We start from the raw sequence: 17,707 nt of genomic DNA, 5'->3' as shown, positions 1-17,707 counted from the left end.
TGTTGGGGGATCTCCATGCTCAAGTGTGCGCTTCTGTCACATGATTCGCGCAAGACCCTTTCGTAGTCGGATCGAATCTGACCATAATCTCCGCTATCCGGTGACAGTGGGCCCGGTCGGGGGAGGTGCGCAGATGGTCGGCTTCGTGGTGCGCCGACTCCGCGGGCGGCTCCTGCCGGCGTTCGCCGCGATGCTCACCGTGCTGATCGCCACCGCCTCGCTCACCGCTCTCACCGCGTTCAACCGGAGCGTCGGCGAGGCCGGACTGCGGCACGCGCTCCAGGGGCCCGGCTTCTCCCGCACGGTCGTGCTGGTCCGCGGACACGGCGGCGTCGGCGCGCGGGCCGCGGAGGAGGCCGCCGTCGCGAGGCTGGGCCGGGGACTGTTCGCCCCGTTGCCCGACAGCGTCCGCAGCGTGGCCGTCAGCCGGTCCTTCGCCCTGCCCGGTGCTCCGGTGAGCGGTGCCGCGGGCGCCAATCCCGACATCACCCACCTCGCCTCGCTCGACCGCTCCAAGGCCCGGCTGCTCGCCGGGCAGTGGCCGCAAGCCGCCACCGCCGCCACCGCGCCGATCGAGGCGGCCGTCCCGCAGGCGGCACTCGACCGGCTGCACCTGACTCCGTCGGCCCTCCCGGCGGTGGTGAACCTCGTCGACCGGTACGACGGCACCGCGCACGCCGTCAGGATCACCGGCGTGTACCAGGCCGTGGACCGGGACGGACCCTACTGGAAACTGGACGAACTGGGCGGGCGCGGTGTCCAGATCCAGTCCTTCACCACCTACGGACCGCTGCTCGTCGACGACACCGCCTTCACGGCGGCCGCTCTCGCCCAGGACGGCCGCAACTACCTGCTCGCCGCCGACTTCGGCGCCCTCCGGGCGGCCGACGCCGAGGCGCTGCGGGAGCGGGCCGGCCACCTGGCGCTCGACGGCCTGCAGGTCGAGACCGAACTCCCGGAATTCCTCGGCGAGTTGGAGTCGGACCGGATGGTGGCCAGGTCCACCTTGCTGATCGGACTGCTGCAGCTGGCGGTGCTCGCCATCGCCGTACTGCTGCTGGTGGTGCACCTGCTGACGACGCGGCAGATCGCTGAGAACGCGCTGCTGGCCGCCAGGGGCGCCTCGCGGCTGCGGATCGGCGCGCTCACCGCCGCCGAGGCCGCCCTGCTCGCGCTGCCGGCCGCGCTGCTCGCCCCGCCGCTCACCCCGCTGCTGGTGCGGCTGCTGGCCGACTGGGGGCCGTTGGCGGATACGCGGCTGAACACCGCTCTGCCCTGGACCAGTTGGCCGCCGGCGGCCGCCTGCGCACTCGGCTGCGTCCTGCTGGCCGCCGTGCCCGCACTGCTCCGCTCAGCCGGCAGCGCGGCACTGCGGCGCGCCGGACGGCGTCGGGCGCTGGTCGCAGGCGCGGCCCGCTCCGGCGCGGACCTCGCCCTGCTCGCGCTTGCCGCGGTGGCCTACCAGCAACTGGCCCACTACTCCGGCGGCGGCCTGAGCAAGGACCGCGCCGGCCGGCTCGGCATCGACCCGCTGCTCGTCGTGGCCCCGACCCTGGCGCTGACCGCCGGCACCGTCCTGGTGCTGCGGCTGCTGCCGCTGGTGGCCAGGCTGGGGGAGCGGCTGGCCGAGCTGCGGCCGGGCCTGGAGGTGGCGCTGCTCGGCTGGCAGTTCGCCCGCCGGCCCGGGCGCAGCGCGGGGCCGGTGCTACTGCTGGTGCTCGCCGTCTCGATCGGCATGCTCGCGCTGGGGCAGCGCACCGCCTGGTCCGGCTCCCAGGGCGACCAGGCGGACTTCGCCACCGCCTCGGGCCTGCGGATCTCCAACTCCGGCCTGGCGTCGATGGGCCAGGGCGGCCGGTACGCCGCACTGCCGGGCGGTGACCGCCTGATCCCGGTCGTCCGCAAGCACCTGATGGTGCCAGGCGGCAACGACGCCCAACTGCTGGCACTGGACGCGGCGGCGGCCGCCCGCAGTCTGCGGATCCGTCCGGACGTGCTCGGCGGCCGCGCCGTCGCCGACCTGTTCGGGCCGCTGGCCGGGTCGGTGCCCGCCGGCCCGCAGGCGGGGATCGTGCTGCCGGGCCGCCCGCGCCGGATCGACCTGGACCTGAGCCTCACGCTGAGCGGCCAGGCCGCCGCCTCGCAGGGCCCGGGAGTGATCCTGCTGCTGCGCGACCGGTTCGGCGTGCTGTACGAGGAGCGGCTCCCCGAGCTGCCGGTCACCGGTGACCGGACGGTCTCCGTCGACCTCGGGCCCGAGTTGGGCGCACCGCTGGGCTCGGCGGCCGCACCGCTGACCGTCGCCGGGATCCAAGTCACTCCCACTCCGGCCCAGGAGGGCTGGCTCAACGGTGAACTGACGCTCCACCGGATATCCGCTGCCGACAGCGCGGACGGGCCCGCCACCGCGGCGGCCGTGCCGGCCGGCCTCGGCTGGTCCGTCCGGACGGGCACCGGGCAGCAGGACCAGGCGTCCTCCGGCGGCACCGCCGGCACGGACGGGCACAACCCGCTGGTCTTCCGCTACCGCACCGGAAGCACCTCCCAGGGCACCAGTTCGCTGATCCCGGCCGATGCACAGGGACACCCCGCGCCGGTGCCCGAACTCACCGGGATCGCCACCCGCGGCTATCTGACGGCGGTCGGTGCCTCGGTCGGCGACCGGATCCTGGTCCCGGTGGGCGGCGCCGCGGTCGGCGTGCGGATCACGGCCGCCGTGGCCGCTCTGCCGACGGCCGACGGCCCCGCGCTCGCGGTCGACCTGGCGGCGCTGGACCGCTCCCTGGTCGACCAGCAGAGCCTGCCCTCGGCCCCGGACGAGTGGTGGCTGCCCGGCACCGGACGGGGCGATGCGGTGCCGGCGAGGGCCGCGGCCGCGCTGCGGGCCGGTGCCGGTGCCCAGACCCTGCAGCTGCGGGACGAGGTGGCGGCCGCCCTGCGCGACGACCCGATCGGCGCGGCCCCGCAGAACGCCCTGGCGGCCCTGGCCGCGGCCGCCGCCGTACTGGCCGCGATCGGCTTCGCCGCCGCGGCCGCCGGCGCCGCGGCCGAGCGGGCGGGCGAGTTCGCGGTGCTGCTGGCGCTGGGCGCCTCCCGGCGCCGGCTGGCCCGGACGGTGGCGGCCGAGCAGGGTCTGCTGGTGCTGCTCGGGCTGGGCGTGGGGCTCGGCCTCGGCGCGCTGCTGGCGCACCTGGTGCTCCCGCTGATCGTGCTGAGCCCGGCGGCCCGCCGCCCGGTGCCCGGGGTGCTGGTGCACCTCCCGCTGGGCCAGGCCGTGCTGATGGCCCTGCTGATCGCGGCCCTTCCGCTGCTGGTGCTCCTCGGCCCTCGCCGCAACCGGGATCTGACCGCACGGCTGCGGTACGTGGAGGAGACATGAGCGAGCCGCGCGCCCGGTCTCTCGCCGGGGCGCCGTGGGTGCGGACCAGGCTGCGGACGGCGCCGACCGCCGCACTGCTGACGGCCGCCCTGGTGTTCGTCACCGCCTTCCTGGCCGCCGCCCTGCCCCGCGCACTGGACCGGGGCGCGGACCAGGCGCTGCGCGAACTGGTCCGCCGCCACGGGCCGTTGGCCGGCTCGGTGTCGGTGACGGTCGGCCGGTTCGCGCCCGCGGCCGGTTCGGAAGCCGCGTCGGGTGATCCCGCGGCCGACCTGGACCGCAAGGCCGGGGCGATCGCCGGCGACGTCCCGGCGCCGCTGCGGCTGGCGGCCGGCGGCCCGGTGTACGGCTCGGCCGGGCGGTTCCCACGCGAGCTGCCGGACGGCGGACTGCCCCGCCCCGGCGGGCTGCCGCCCAAGCTCGGCCTGGTCTATCTGAACGCCGCCGCCGGGCACGCCCGCCTGGTGGCCGGCCGGTGGCCCACCGGAGCGGCGCCGCGCGGACACGTGGAGGTGGCGCTGTCCGAGGCCACCGCCGCGACCCTGGGCGTACGCGCGGGCTCGACCCTGAACGCCGGGGCCCCGGGGGCGGAGACCGGTGCCGGGGTGAGCGCCGAGGTGGTCGGCCTGTACCGCCCCGACCAGGTGGACAGCGCGTTCTGGGCGGGCACCCCGTGCCTGGCCGCCGCCTGCCTGAGCACCGTACGGATCGGCTTCGAGGCCGTCCCGTTCTGGTCGGCCACCGGCCTGGTCGGCCGCGACGGGCTGCCGGGGCTGGGCGCCTGGAGCGCCGGCAGCACGGACTTCTACCAGCTCCCGTTCGACCTCGCCGCGCTGCACGCCGACCGGCTGCCCGCCGCCCGGAGCGCGGTGGCCTCGCTGATCGCCGGACCGGCGAACACCCGGCTGGTCGCGGACCTCGGGCAGCCGGGCAGCCAGGTCACCTCGACGCTGCCGCAGCTGTTCGACGAGGCGGCCCACCGGCAGACCGCAGTCGCACCGCTCACCGAGGTCGGCCCCGCGGGCGCGGCCGCAGTCGCCGTCGCGGTGCTCTGCCTGGCCGCGGCCCTCGCCGCCGAACGCCGGGCCGGCGAGCTGCGCCTGCTCCGCGCCCGCGGCGCTTCGCGGGCCGGAGTGCTCGGCAGACTGCTCGGCGAGACGGCGGTGACGGTGCTGCCCGCCGGGCTCGCCGGGACGCTCCTCGCGCTGGTGGTACTGCCGACCGGGCGGTGGGTCGCCTCGGTGCTTGCCGCCCTGGCGGTCACCCTGGTCGCGGCCCTGGGCCTTCCGCTGCGGGCCCTCGCACTGTCGGCCGCCCCGCGCCCGGGAGGCGGCCGGCGCCGCCTGGTCGCCGAACTCGCGGTGGCGGCGGCCACCGCCGGCGCGCTGGCCGCCGTCCGGCGGCGCGGGGTGGCCTCGGGCGGCGACGGGGTGGACCTGCTGCTGGTCGGCGCCCCGCTGCTGCTCGCGCTGACCGGAGCCCTGGTGCTGGCCAGGCTCCATCCGGTGCTGATCGGCTGGGCGGCCCGCCGGGCGGGCCGCCGCCCCGGGCTGGTGGGTTTCCTCGGGCTGGCCCGGGCCGCCCGGGGCGACGGCCGACACCAGCGGCCGAGTGTCCTGCCGCTGCTCGCCCTGCTGCTCGCGGTGACCACGGCGGGCTTCGGCGCCACCGTGCTGGACTCGGTGGCCGCGGCACGCGAGCGGGCCGCGCTCACCGCGGTGGGCGCCGGGGCCAGGGTGGCGGCAGTCTCCGCCGCCGCGCTGCCCGAGGGCTTCGCGACGGCGGCGGCCCGGCTGCCCGGCGCCGGCGCGGCCACCGCCGCCTGGACCTTCGACGCAGCACCGGTGGGTACCCCCGGCGGTGCGCTGATCTCGGACGTCACGGTGATCGTGATCGACCCGGTGGTGTACGCCGCGCTCGCCCGCGACCTGGGGCAGGGCGTCTTCGACCCGGCGCTGTTGGCCGACGACGGCCGGGCCGGCTCCCCGGTCCCGGCGCTGGCCAGCCCGGATGTGGCCGAGCGGCTCGGCGGCGCGCCGCGCGCCGCGCGCCTGCGGTCGGGGGAGCTCCAGGTCCGGGTGGCGGGAGTGGTCGACGGCACCCCGGCGGTGAACGGCGCGGGCGGGAGCAAGACCATGGTGCTCCCGGCCGGGCCGGTCGCCCGCCGGTTCCCGGGGATCGGCCGCCCCAACCTGTGGCTGGCCACCGGCCGGCTCGCCGCCGACCCGTTGCGGGAGCTGCTCCAGCGGCTCTCCCCGGCCGACGCGGCCGCGACCGGCCCCGCGCGTGCGAGTGCCGCCGCGTCCGCGAGCGGTGCCGGGTCCGCGAGCGGTGCCGCGTCCCGGCAGCAGGGCAGGGACTCATACTCCGTCCGGACGAAGGCCGAGACCGCCGAGGAGCTGGCCGCCGACCCGCTCCAGCACACGGCCGCCCGGCTGTTCTGGACGTCCGTCGCGGCGGCGGGCGGCTTCGCGCTGCTGGCCGTACTGCTGACCCTGGTCCGGGCGGCGCCGGAGCGGGCCGCGCTACTGGCCAGGCTGCGCACCATGGGCCTGCGGCCGCGCCAGGGGCTGGCCCTGATCCTGGCCGAGGCGCTGCCGCAGCCGCTGGTGGCCGCCCTCGCGGGGGGTCTGGTGGCCCTCTCCGCGGCACCCCTGCTGGGCCCAGCGGTCGACCTGGCGGCGCTGGTCGGCGCGCCCGTGCCCGCCGGGCTGCGGACCGCCTGGCTGCCGGTGCTGCTCCAGGTGCTGGCCCTCGTGGCGGTCGCGACCGCCACGGTCGCCGCGGAGGTGGCGGTGTCCGGGCGGCGACAGATCACCACCGAGTTGAGAGCGGGGGATGTGCGATGAGCGCCGACCAGGCGGCACCCAGCTATCAGGACCTGCGGCGGGCGGCGCTGGCCGCCGCCGAGCCGAGCGGCTACGGGGCGGACGCGGCGATCGTCTGCGACCGGCTGGTGCGGATCTTCACCGCGGACCGGGTGGAGGTGCAGGCCCTCCAGGGCCTCGACCTGGTGGTGGACCGGGGTGACCTGGTGGCGCTGGTGGGCGCCTCGGGCAGCGGCAAGTCGACGCTGCTGAACATCCTGGCGGGCCTGGACGTGCCGACGGCCGGCAGCGCCCGGGTGGCGGGCCGCGATCTGCTGGCGATGTCGGCCGGGGACCGGCTGCGCTACCGCCGGGAGGTGGTCGGCTTCGTCTGGCAGCAGACCGCGCGCAATCTGCTGCCCTACCTGACTGTTGCTCAGAACATCGCGCTGCCACTGCAGTTGCGCGGACGGGCCCGCTCGCGCGGGGCCGCCGCGCGCCGATCGGCTCGGGTGGCCGAACTGCTGGAGGCGCTGGGCATGGGTGAACTCGCCCACTTCCGGCCGGCCCAGCTCTCGGGCGGGCAGCAGCAGCGGGCGGCCATCGCGGTGGCGATGGTGGGCGACCCGGCGGTGCTGCTGGCCGACGAGCCGACCGGCGAGCTGGACTCGGAGACCGCCGCCGGGATCTTCGATGCGCTGCGCACCGTCAACCGGGAGTTGGGCGCCACGGTGGTGATCGTCACCCACGACCCGATGGTGGCGGGCGAGGTGCGCCGCACCGTGGCGATCCGGGACGGCCGGACCAGCAGCGAGGTGCTGCGGCGGACGGTGGTGGACGAGCACGGCGCGGAGACGGTCAGCGAGCGCGAGTACGTGATGCTGGACCGCACCGGCCGGGTACAGCTGCCCCGCAAGTTCCTGGAGGCGTTGGGCATGGAGCACCGGGTGGCGGTGGACCTGGAGCCGGACCATGTCGCCGTCCGGCCGGACGACCCGACGGGGAGCTGACCCGGGTCCGCTCCCCGGTCGGTCTCAGTCCAGGTCGTCGGTGCGGCCCAGGGCGTCCGGCTGGGTCTCCTCGATCCGGCGCAGCATCCGGCCGAGCAGTGTGGAGAGGACGGGGCGCTCGGCCTGGGCGATGTCCTGGAGCAGCTCCTCCTCGAAGACCGCGGCCATCCGCATCGACTCCAGCCACTTGTCGCGGCCTTCCTCGGTCAGCTCGATGATCACCCGGACCCGGTTGGCCTCGTCGCGTTCCCGGGTGACCAGGCCCTCGGTGACCATGCGGTCGATCCGGTGCGTCATCGCGGCGGGGGTGAGGCCGAGCCGCTTGGCCAGCTCGCCCGGGCCCATCCGGTACGGGCTGCCGGCGACCACCAGCGCCTTGAGCACCTCCCACTCGGCGGAGGTGATTCCGAGCACAGTGAGCTGCCTGCCGTAGGCGACGCTCATCCGTCGGGCGACCCGGGACAGGGTCGAGACGATGGTCTCGACCTGTGGGTCGACGGTGGGGAACTCCCGCTGGTAGACGGCGACTTGGTCGGCGATAGCCAGCTCGCCGTCGGTCTCCTGTCCGGGCTTCGGTGCGCTCATGGCGCTCATTCTCCCACGAAGGGCTGCAGGCGTTAAGCCTTTGACGCTTCAGGCTTCCGATGCTTAGAGTTTAGCTCTGAAGTTTAGTCCTGAAGTCTTCTCCATCGAAGGCTATCCAGTGAAAGGGTGTGCACGGTGACCGGCACGGTGAAGCAGCAGAGGCAGCAGCGTCACGGGGCGGGCGGCCCGCTGCGCCGCGTCCAGATCGGCAATGCGCTCAGCGCGTTCGGCAGCGGATTCACGATGCCGTACATGTTCGTCTACGTGGACCAGGTCAGGGGCCTGGGCTCGCTCGCCGCCGGGATGGTCTTCACCGTCTTCGCGCTGGCCGCGCTGGCCGTGCTGCCCTTCACCGGCCGCGGGATCGACCGGTACGGTCCTCGCCCGGTGCTGCTCGCCGGTACCGCCCTGGCGGCCTCCGGTGCCTTCGCGTTCGGCCACGCCACCGGCACGCCCGACCTGATGATCGCGTCCTTCCTGTTCGGCGCCGGTGTCACCACCTGCCAGCCGGCCCTCGCCACGATGGTCGTGCGCTGCTCGACCCGGGCCACCCGCTCGCGGGCCTTCGCGCTCCAGTTCACCCTGGTCAACCTGGGGATGGGCATCGGCGCCCTGGTCGGCGGCCAGATCGTGGACGTTGCCGAGCCCGCCACCCTGACCCGGCTGTTCACCATCGAGGCGCTGACCTTCGTGGGCCTGGCGATCGTCGCCGGCACCGCCCGCATCCCGGGTGCTCAGCCGATCGTGGTCGAGGTCGAGCAGGGCGAGGCCGGCCCGCAGGGGCTGCGCGCGCTGTTCGCGGACAAGGCCATGATGCGGCTCTGCCTGCTCGCCGGGCTGATCTTCTTCACCTGCTACGGCCAGTTCGAGTCCGGTGTCGCGGCCTTCGCCACCGACACCGTGGGCACCGCGCCGTCCACCCTGGGCCTGGCCGTCGGCGTCAACGCGCTGACCATCGTGGTGCTCCAGATGTTCGTGGTGAGGCTCACCGAGCGCCGCCGCCGCACCACCGCGATGGCCGCCGCCGGTGTGGTCTGGCTGGGCGCCTGGGTGATGGCGCTCACCGCCGGGCTGGTCCGCTCCGACGCGATGGCCGCGACCGTGGCGATCGTCGCGGTGTACTCCCTGTTCGGCGTCGGCGAGTCCCTGCTGGCCCCCACCCTGGGCCCGATCGTCGCCGACCTCGCGCCGACCCGACTGCTCGGTACCTACAACTCGGCGCACGCCCTGGTGAAGCAGATCGCCGTCGCGGTCGGCCCGGCCGTCGGTGTGCTGCTGGTCGGCTCCGGCACCTGGCCGCTCTACCTGGCGGTGATGGTGCTCTGCACCCTGCTGATCGTCACTCTGGCCCTGCGGCTGCGGGCCCACCTGACGCCGGTCCAGGACAACGCCGTGCTGCCGGCAGGCTTCCCGGCGAACCGGGTCCCAACTCGGACGTCGCTCACCTCGACCGGGGAGCTCCAGGTCGTCGCCTGACGCCGACCTTCGGCCGCCGTCCGCAGATCCTCGGGGGAGGTGCTGCGGACGGCGGCCGGAACCGTTCACGCCCGGCCGATCCCCCGGGCCTTCCGGCCGGCGCCCCTGGGCGGCCGGCCGGAAGAGCGGACTCAGGACAGGGTGGTGGGCATCAGCAGGGAGAAGGTGTCCGCGCGCTCGGGGAAGCGGATGGCGAGCGGGGCGATGGGGCCGCCGAGCTCCAGCACCAGCTGCTCCCCGCCGCCCGCCGCGACGGCCTCCAACAGGAAGTCGCGGTTCACGCCCACCCGAAGGCCGTCCGCCGGGCCCTCTGGATCGGCCACGGTGAACGAGCCGTCCGCGGACACCACCAGGACCGAGAGCTCGAACGCCACCCCGTCCTGGCCGCGGACCGTGCTGCGGGTGGCCCCGGCCGCCAGCGCCTCGCGCAGGTGGGTGGTGTCCAGGGTCAGCCGGTGGGTGGGCTCCAGTCGGATCAGCGCGCGGTAGTCCGGGTAGTCCTGGTCGACCCGTTCGCCCAGCACCGATCGGTCGCCGACGGTCGCGATCAGCCGGTCGCCCTCCGCCAGCAGGCGGACCTCCCCGGCGCCGTCCAGCAGCGGGCGCAGCTCGTCCACGAACGCGGTCGGCGCGATCACGCTCATCGTGCCCTCCGCCGGACCGGTGGGCGGCACCTGGGCGACGGCGAGGCGATAGCGGTCGGTGGCGACCAGCCGCAGCAGCTCACCGTCCGCCTCCAGCAGCACCCCGCCCACGGCGGGCAGCTGCGGATCGGTGCCCACGGCGAACCGCACCGCGTCCAGTGCGGAGGCCAACTCCCTTGCTGCAACGGTCAGTCGGGTCACGGCAACGAGATTCATCGGGTTCTCCCTCAGGTCGATCAGCGTCCGTACCGCGGAGAGCTCGCGACGCGCGTCGGCCAGGCCGTCCTCCAGCCGGCGCAGATGCCCCTCCAGCACCAGCTGGGCCGCCTCGGTGGGCCCGCCGAGCACCCGAGAGATGTCCGCCAGCGGCAGCCCGACCCGGCGCAGCCGGGCGATCAGCCGGGCATCGGCCACCTGGTCGGGGGCGTACCAGCGGTACCCGCTCTGCGGATCCACCCAGGCCGGCCCGAACACCCCGGCCCCGTCGTAGAACCGCAGCGCACTCACGCTCAGCCCGCTGTCCCTGGCCATCTCACCGATGCTGCGCATCGCGCTGCCCTGCGTCACTCCGCTCTCCACGCCGACGACTCTGCGGCCTCGACCAGGTCGAGGGTCAACCCGGACGCCCACCGTAGTACGAGGTGCAGCCGGGCCTGGCGCGTCGGATGCTGGCTAGGGTTTAGGCCTCGAGGCGACATAGTGTCAGCCCGGGCCGTCCACCACAGCGATCGAAGCGAGGAACCGGCGAGGCCATGGCGTACCCGACAGTCACCGGCACCGACCCCCTGCCCCCTCCCGCCGCCTCGGCGCCGGCCGCCCGGTACCTGCGCGCGCCGCAGTGGGCGGTCCGGCACTCGGGCTGGCTCGGGCCGGTCGCGGTCGCGCTGTTCGCCGGAGTCCTGCGGTTCTGGAACCTCGGCCACCCGAACGCGTTCGTCTTCGACGAGACCTACTACCCCAAGGACGCCTGGTCGCTGCTTCACCAGGGCTACGAGGGCGTCTGGCCGGACAGCGCCAACTTCCAGATCCTGTCCGTCCCGCAGAGCATCCCGCTCACCGCGGCACCCGAGTTCATCGCGCACCCGCCGCTCGGCAAGTGGGTCATCTCACTCGGAGAGGCCGCCTTCGGGCTGCACCCCTTCGGCTGGCGGGTGGTCCTCGCGCTGCTCGGGACGCTCAGCGTGCTGATGCTGGCGAGGATCGGCCGCAGGCTCTTCTCCTCCACCCTGCTCGGCTGCACCGCCGCGCTGCTGATGGCCGTGGACGGTCTGCACTTCGTGATGAGCCGGGTCGGGCTGCTGGACGGGGTGGTGATGTTCTTCGTGCTCGCCGCCTTCGGCTGCCTCCTGATCGACCGCGACCACACCCGCGCCGTGCTGCGCGCCGCCCGCGCCGAGGGTGGCCGGGCCGGCGACGAGGTCCGGCTGGGAGTGCGCCCCTGGCGGATCGCCGCCGGGCTGCTGCTCGGCGCCGCCTGCGCCACCAAGTGGAACGGCCTGCAGATCCTGGCCGCCTTCGGCCTGCTGACGGTGGTCTGGGACCAGTCCGGCCGCCGCTGGGCCGGGGCCGCCCGCCCCTGGCGCTCGATGCTCCGCCGGGACGCGCTGCCCGCCTTCCTCTCCATGGTGGGCGTCGCGGTACTGGTGTACCTGGCGTCCTGGAGCGGCTGGTTCGCCACCGACGGCGGCTTCGACCGCCACTGGGCCGACGGCCGAGCCGGACTCTCCCCGCCCCGCACCCCTGTGGTGGACGTCCCGCTGCCGCAGCTCCCGATGACCTGGGTCCCGGCGGCGCTGCGCGGCTGGTGGCACTACCACGCGCAGATGTACGACTTCAACACCGGCCTGACCAGCCCGCACAAGTACCAGTCCAACCCGTGGAGCTGGCTGGTCCAGGGCCGCCCGGTCAGCATGTACTGGGAGCAGGTGTCGCAGGGCGAGCACGGCTGCACCGCTCCCGACGGCTGCGGCAGCCAGATCCTGGCGCTCGGCACCCCGCTGCTCTGGTGGACCGCCTGCTTCGCTCTGGCGTACGCGCTCTGGCGCTGGTTCTTCCGCCGGGACTGGCGGGCCGGGGCGATCCTGGCGGGCGTCGCCGGGATCTACCTGCCCTGGTTCCAGTACCAGCAGCGGACGATCTTCTCCTTCTACATGGTGGTGCTGGTGCCCTTCCTCTGCCTGGCGGTGGCCCTGATGCTGGGAGCGATGCTCGGCCCGCCCGGCTGCTCACCGCAGCGCCGCCGCACGGGCGCCATCGGCGCGGGCGCCGTCGTGCTGGCGATCGTGGCCTGCTTCGCGTACTTCTACCCGCTCTACACGGCGGAGGTGATCCCGATGACTCAGTGGCAGAGCCGGATGTGGTTCACCAGTTGGATCTGAGCGCGGTGGCGGCCGCCGGCCAACTGCTCCCGGTCACGCCCGCACTCGGCGTCGTCGCGGCCGCGCTGCTGCTCGCGGCGGTCGCGGTCACCGGATGGGGGAGGCTCGGACACGGGCGGGACGTCCTGCGGGCGGGCCTGCGGGCGGTGCTGCAGCTCGCGGCCGTCGCCTTCGCGATCACCTGGGTGGTCGGCTCGGTGCTGACCTCCGCGCTGTTCGTCGTGGTGATGTTCGCGGTCGCGGTGCGCACCGCCGGGCGGCGGATGACGGACGGCCCCGGCTGGGTCTGGGCCGCGGTCCCGATCGGGGCCGGCGTGCTGCCGGTGCTGGTGCTGCTGCTCGCCGGCGGGCTCCTGCCGCCGAAGGGCCTGTCGGTCATCCCGGTCGCCGGGATCCTGATCGGCGGCGGGCTCACCGCCACCTCGCTGGCCGGCCGCCGGGCCCTGGACGAGCTGCGCCTGCGGCACGGCGAGGTGGAGGCGGCGCTGGCGCTCGGTTTCGAGGAGCGGGACGCGCGCCTGGAGATCTGCCGCACGGCGGCGGCCACCTCACTCGTCCCGGCACTGGACCAGACCAGGACGGTGGGCCTGGTCACCCTGCCAGGCGCCTTCGTCGGAATGCTGCTGGGCGGGGCGACGCCCGTCCAGGCCGGGGCGGTCCAGCTGTTCGTGCTGATCGCACTGCTCGCGGTGGAGGCGGTGGCGATCGTTGCGGTGCTCGAGCTGGTGGGGCGGGGGCTGGTGACCCGCGAGGCCGCTCACCGGGTCAGGTAGGCTGGTCGGAGTTGAAGGGGAGTAGCCCTCCACCGGACCGTCGACATACTGGCCTCGCCTCGTGCGGGCCCGGCGCCCGGGACACCCGCCCGTGACGGGGGTGTCGGCGAGACCTTCGGCCGCAGTGCTGTGACCATGACCAGTGCTGTCGGGCCGAGGCGTCCCCCGATGGGCGGCCATCCGGCCGGGCAGCCCGACCAAGGGAAATCCACCCCCGATGAGCCTGACCATCGCCGCCCTCACCTTCGGCATCATCTTCCTCGCCGAACTGCCCGACAAGACCGCCCTGGCCAGCCTGGTCCTCGGCACCCGCTACCGGGCGAGCTACGTCTTCGCCGGGATCGCCGCCGCCTTCGCCCTCCATGTGGGCCTCGCCCTGGCAGCGGGCAGCCTGCTCGCCCTGCTGCCGCAGCGCTGGGTGGAGGGCATCACCGGGCTGCTGTTCCTGGTGGGTGCGCTGATGCTGCTCTGGCACAAGGACGAGGACGAGGAGGGGCACGCCGCCAAGGAGCCGTCCTCGGGCAGCTTCTGGAAGGTCGCCGGTGCCAGTTTCGTGGTCGTCGCGGTCGCCGAGTTCGGCGACTTGACCCAGATCATGACGGCCAACCTCGCCGCCAAGTACGCCGACCCGGTGTCGGTCGGCCTCGGCGCCTGGCTGGCGCTCTGCGCGGTCGGCGGGATCGCGATCGTGGGCGGGCAGAAGCTGCTGCAGTACGTGCCGATGCGGGTCATCGTCCGGGTGGCCGCCGTGGTGATGCTGCTGATGGCCGTCTTCAGCGTCTTCAACGCCGTCACCGGCTGACCCGCCCGGGTGACGGCCCGGGCGTGTGAGGCGTGCCGCGGTCGGCCGGGGCCTTCGGCCGCGCGGTTCCCCGCGCCGTCCAGGGGTGCCCGGCCGGCGGCCCGGGGGCTCAGCAGAACGCGTCGTCCAGCGCCGCTCGGGTGTTGGGACCGAAGACGCCGCTCGGATCGCCCTCGACGTTCGCGTCCCACTGGAAACTGCGCACGGCCTTGGTCGTCCGGTCGTCGTAGCTGCCGCTCGCCCGTACGTGGTAGCCGCAGTTGGAGAGCTGCTGCTGCATGGCGGCGACGTCCGGACCGTTCGTTCCCGGGCCCAGGGTGCGCGGGCCGCTCGGCGTCGGGGACGCGGTGGTCGGCTTGGGCGACGGGGACGCGGTCGGCTTGGTCGTGGTCGCCTTGGCGATCACCGGGAGCCGGCTGAGGGTGGGGCTCGGCTTGGGGCTGGCCTTGCTCAGGGTGGGGGAGGGGCTGTCCGAGGCCGGGGCCGTGGTCGCCGGGACGCTCGAGGCCGCGCTGGTGGGCAGGGGCTGCACGGTGCCGACCGGAAGCGGGTCGGCCTGGTTGACGCCTTTGTTCCCCGAAGCCGGCACCAGGGCGAAGGCGATCCCGGCGCCGATCGCGACGATTCCCGCCCCGGCCGCCGCCATGACGACCTTGCGCTTCATGGGCGCCGCCTGCTGCTGCGCCCGCCGCTCGGCCCTGCCGCCCGGCCCGTCACCCGCCTGGAAGGCGAAGACCCCGAGCTCGGCGGCCTGGTCCTGCGGCCGGTGCGGTGCCTGGTACGGCAGCCGCTGAGGCGGTGCGGGCCGGTACTGCGGCGGGTAGGGCTGCTGAGCGGACACGGACGGGTGGTGCTGCGGCGGTACGGGCGGCAGCAGCGTGGTGGCCTGCTGGTCCTGGGCAGGGACCGGCGGCAGCAGCGCGGTCGGGAAGGCGTCCGGGTCCGGCTCCTCGTACTCGGCAGCGGCCGGGACGTACGGGCGGACCAGCGGCGGGCCCTCGGTGTGCGGGAGGACCGCGGTCTCCTCCAGGTCGGGGTGCACCGGCTGATAGCCCGACCGGCCGTACGAAACCGGGGTGCATGCGCAGCCGCCGGCCGTCCGGACGGTGCCGCAGCCGGCACAGTGCTCTCCCGGCATGGGCCGGTCCTCCTTGGCTCTGATGGCGAACCCGCCTGATTATGCAGGAGCGTTCTGGGAGTTGACAGAGTCAAGCGTCCGATCCTGAGGTAGTTGTCCTGTTCTGTGACGGTCTGTGCCATGTGAACGATTGGCTGCCCTCCCGCGACGGCGAGATGCAAAGGGTGCAATCAGATGTGGTGAATTCGGACAATGCTGACATCATGGTGAGTCTGGGCGATCGTCAGCCCGGATTTCACCGAGGAGCCGACATGGCGAACCCGGCAGCCGCGTCCGACCGGGCCGGAGCGGGCGGTCCCGCACCCCCGCAGACGACGGTGCACAACCTCTGGGTGCCGATCGGTGCGCTGCTGCTGGCGCTGCTGCTGGCGGCGCTCGACCAGACCATCGTCTCCACCGCACTGCCCACCATCGTCAGCGACCTCGGCGGTCTGAAGCACCTCTCCTGGGTGGTCACCGCCTATCTGCTCGCCTCCACCGCCGCCACCCCGTTGTGGGGCAAGCTCGGCGACATGTACGGCCGGAAGCGGCTCTTCCGGGCCTCGATCGTGATCTTCCTGATCGGTTCCGCGCTCTGCGGACTCGCCCGGAACATGGGCGAGTTGATCGCCTTCCGGGCGCTGCAGGGGCTGGGCGGCGGCGGGCTGATCGTACTCACCCAGGCGATCGTCGGCGACCTGGTCCCGCCCCGCGACCGGGGGAAGTACCAGGGCCTGTTCGGCGCCGTGTTCGGCGTCACCAGCGTGCTCGGCCCGCTGCTCGGCGGGGTCTTCGTCGACAACCTCAGCTGGCGCTGGGTCTTCTACATCAACCTGCCGATCGGCGTCGTCGCGCTGGCGGTGATCGCCGCCGTGCTCCCCAGCGCCGGGGTGACGCGCCGGCACACCATCGACTACCTGGGCACCTTCCTGATCGCCTCGGTCGCCACCTGCCTGGTGCTGATGACCTCGCTGGGCGGCATCACCTGGCCGTGGGGCTCCTGGCAGGTGGTCGGCCTGGCGGTGCTCGGCGCGGTCCTGCTGGTGGCGTTCGTCGCCGTCGAGCGCCGCGCCGCCGAACCGGTCATCCCGATGCGGCTGTTCCGCTCCCGGACCTTCAGCCTGATCACGGTGATCTCCTTCGTGGTCGGCTTCGCTATGTTCGGCGCGCTCACCTATCTGCCGACCTTCCTCCAGGTCGTCAAACGGGTCTCGCCGACCCTGTCCGGCATCCACATGCTGCCGATGGTGCTCGGCATGCTGTTCACCTCGATCGTCGCCGGTCAGATCGTCGCCCGCACCGGCCACTACCGGATCTTCCCGATCGCCGGGACCGCGGTCACCACCATCGGCCTGGTTCTGCTCTCCCGGCTCACCGAGCACAGCACCACCACCGAGACGAGCCTCTACTTCCTGGTCTTCGGCCTCGGGCTCGGCCTGGTCATGCAGGTGCTGGTGCTGATCGTGCAGAACTCGGTCGGCTACCAGGACCTCGGGGTGGCCACCGGCGCAGCGACCTTCTTCCGCTCCGTCGGTGCCTCCTTCGGGGTCTCCATCTTCGGCACCGTCTTCGCGTCCGGCCTGGGCCGCCGGCTGCCCGAGGTGCTGGCCGGACTCCTGCTGCCACCCGGCTTCAACCCCGCGACCGTCACCGCCGACCCGCGGGTCGTCGCCGCCCTGCCCGCCGCCGTGCAGGACGCGGTCCACCGCGCGTACGCCGAGTCGATCACCCGGGTCTTCCTGTACGCCGTACCGGTGGCGGTCGTCGCCTTCGTGCTGTCGCTGTTCATCCGCGAGCAGCGGCTCCGCACCACGGTCACCGCCCCCGACCTGGGCGAGAGCATCGGCGTCAACCCCGTCGAACGCTCCTCGCTGGACGAGATCGCCCGCGCGCTGTCCCTACTCGGCTCCCGGGACGCCCGGCGCGACCTCTTCCGGCGGATCACCGAGGAGGCCGGACTCGACCTCGAACCCGCCTCCAGCTGGCTGATCCTCGCCATGCATCACCAGGGCCGGGTCGAACCGGCCGAACTCGCCGAGCGCCGGACCGTCCCGATCGAGGTGGTCGAGGCGGCCGTCCGGGAGGTGGAGAGCCGCGGCCTCGCGGTCCGCAGTGGCCTGTCGATCCGCCTCACCGAGCGCGGCCGGCAGGTGGCCGAGAAACTGGTCGCCGCCCGGCGCTCCCAACTCGCCGCCCTGCTGGACGACTACGACGAGAGGCGCTACGGCGACCTGGCCGACCTGCTCAACCGCCTCAGCAGGCAGCTCTGCGCCGACGACCGCGACCGACCGGACCGCACCGGGCCGGAACACCCCCAGTGCGGCGAGGGGCGCTCCTTCTGATCACCGGTCAGACGGCTGCGTACACCGGGCAGGGCGAGGGTCGGGCGCCGACGTTTTTCGGCCACGCTGTGTTCCCTCGAGACGGATGGAAACCGGACATTCCGCGAGAAGTCCAGGTGAAACCCATCACGCAAAGTTGCGATTGGATTCCGCCCGAAAGATCTGGACAGCTGATCGTTAGCCTGTGCTAGTGTCAGGTCATCGCTATGTGATGCATCTGTCCAAACGGGGGAATCGATGCAACTCGGATCGGTACTCTCCTTTGCGCATCCCGGCCTGGAAGTCGATGGCCGAAGCGAGGAGGGGCCTCCATTTTCGAGGCACAGGGGAAGCTAGTCTTTTTTGCTCCCCGCAAGTGCCCCCTTCTGTGAAATCCTGAAGTCCGACAATCGGA

General features: G+C 73.9%; 11 protein-coding genes. 8 read left to right on the top strand and 3 right to left on the bottom strand.

Annotation, left to right across the window (positions count from 1 at the left end; genetic code table 11):
* The first annotated feature begins 133 nt into the window (after window positions 1-133).
* Genes ABD369_RS01415 through ABD369_RS01405 form a run of 3 tightly spaced genes read left to right on the top strand, consistent with a single transcriptional unit; the run spans window position 134 to window position 7,196 of the window.
* Window positions 134-3,379 (top strand): FtsX-like permease family protein, encoded by a 3,246-nt coding sequence (locus ABD369_RS01415; protein ID WP_344634285.1) that lies wholly within the window; start codon window positions 134-136, stop codon window positions 3,377-3,379.
* Entirely contained in the window at window positions 3,376-6,228 is a 2,853-nt protein-coding gene (locus ABD369_RS01410; protein ID WP_344634284.1) for a hypothetical protein, read from the top strand. The genes ABD369_RS01415 and ABD369_RS01410 overlap by 4 nt, the downstream gene beginning before the upstream one ends.
* Window positions 6,225-7,196: an ABC transporter ATP-binding protein gene (locus tag ABD369_RS01405; RefSeq protein ID WP_344634283.1), complete on the top strand. Its 972-nt coding sequence runs from the start codon at window positions 6,225-6,227 to the stop codon at window positions 7,194-7,196. Before ABD369_RS01410 ends, ABD369_RS01405 begins: the two co-directional genes overlap by 4 nt.
* A 24-nt stretch (window positions 7,197-7,220) precedes the next feature.
* Here the strand turns inward: ABD369_RS01405 and ABD369_RS01400 are convergent, their stop codons facing one another.
* A complete protein-coding gene (locus ABD369_RS01400; protein WP_344634282.1) occupies window positions 7,221-7,781 on the bottom strand; it encodes a MarR family winged helix-turn-helix transcriptional regulator in 561 nt (186 codons plus the stop codon).
* A 135-nt stretch (window positions 7,782-7,916) separates the two neighbouring features.
* On the opposite strand from ABD369_RS01400, the gene ABD369_RS01395 reads away from it, so the two are divergent.
* Window positions 7,917-9,257: an MFS transporter gene (locus ABD369_RS01395; RefSeq protein WP_344634281.1), complete on the top strand. Its 1,341-nt coding sequence runs from the start codon at window positions 7,917-7,919 to the stop codon at window positions 9,255-9,257.
* Between the two features lie 131 nt (window positions 9,258-9,388).
* On the opposite strand, the gene ABD369_RS01390 is transcribed toward ABD369_RS01395, so the two are convergent.
* A complete protein-coding gene (locus tag ABD369_RS01390) occupies window positions 9,389-10,480 on the bottom strand; it encodes a DNA polymerase III subunit beta family protein (protein ID WP_344634280.1) in 1,092 nt (363 codons plus the stop codon).
* Between the two features lie 173 nt (window positions 10,481-10,653).
* Here ABD369_RS01390 and ABD369_RS01385 point away from each other — a divergent pair, with 173 nt between their 5' ends.
* The 3 genes from ABD369_RS01385 to ABD369_RS01375 all read left to right on the top strand — a co-directional run bounded on the left by ABD369_RS01385 (window position 10,654) and on the right by ABD369_RS01375 (window position 13,854).
* Window positions 10,654-12,279: a dolichyl-phosphate-mannose--protein mannosyltransferase gene (locus ABD369_RS01385; RefSeq protein ID WP_344634279.1), complete on the top strand. Its 1,626-nt coding sequence runs from the start codon at window positions 10,654-10,656 to the stop codon at window positions 12,277-12,279.
* Window positions 12,243-13,052: an ABC transporter permease gene (locus ABD369_RS01380; RefSeq protein WP_344634278.1), complete on the top strand. Its 810-nt coding sequence runs from the start codon at window positions 12,243-12,245 to the stop codon at window positions 13,050-13,052. The genes ABD369_RS01385 and ABD369_RS01380 overlap by 37 nt, the downstream gene beginning before the upstream one ends.
* 217 nt (window positions 13,053-13,269) lie before the next feature.
* The gene (locus tag ABD369_RS01375; RefSeq protein ID WP_344634277.1) at window positions 13,270-13,854 is read left to right on the top strand and encodes a TMEM165/GDT1 family protein; all 585 of its coding nucleotides are present in this window, start codon (window positions 13,270-13,272) and stop codon (window positions 13,852-13,854) included.
* 109 nt (window positions 13,855-13,963) lie between these two features.
* Here ABD369_RS01375 and ABD369_RS01370 read toward each other — a convergent pair whose 3' ends face one another.
* On the bottom strand, window positions 13,964-14,992 hold the full coding sequence (locus tag ABD369_RS01370; RefSeq protein ID WP_344634276.1) for a peptidoglycan-binding domain-containing protein: 1,029 nt from the start codon (window positions 14,990-14,992) through the stop codon (window positions 13,964-13,966).
* A 251-nt stretch (window positions 14,993-15,243) separates the two neighbouring features.
* On the opposite strand from ABD369_RS01370, the gene ABD369_RS01365 reads away from it, so the two are divergent.
* On the top strand, window positions 15,244-17,313 hold the full coding sequence (locus ABD369_RS01365) for an MFS transporter (RefSeq protein WP_344634275.1): 2,070 nt from the start codon (window positions 15,244-15,246) through the stop codon (window positions 17,311-17,313).
* The last annotated feature ends 394 nt before the right edge of the window (window positions 17,314-17,707 follow it).

Source organism: Kitasatospora cystarginea (genome assembly GCF_039533515.1).
Taxonomy (GTDB): Bacteria; Actinomycetota; Actinomycetes; order Streptomycetales; family Streptomycetaceae; genus Kitasatospora; species Kitasatospora cystarginea.
Note: the sequence above shows the minus strand (reverse complement) of the source record. Positions and strands in the feature narration are given on the sequence as shown.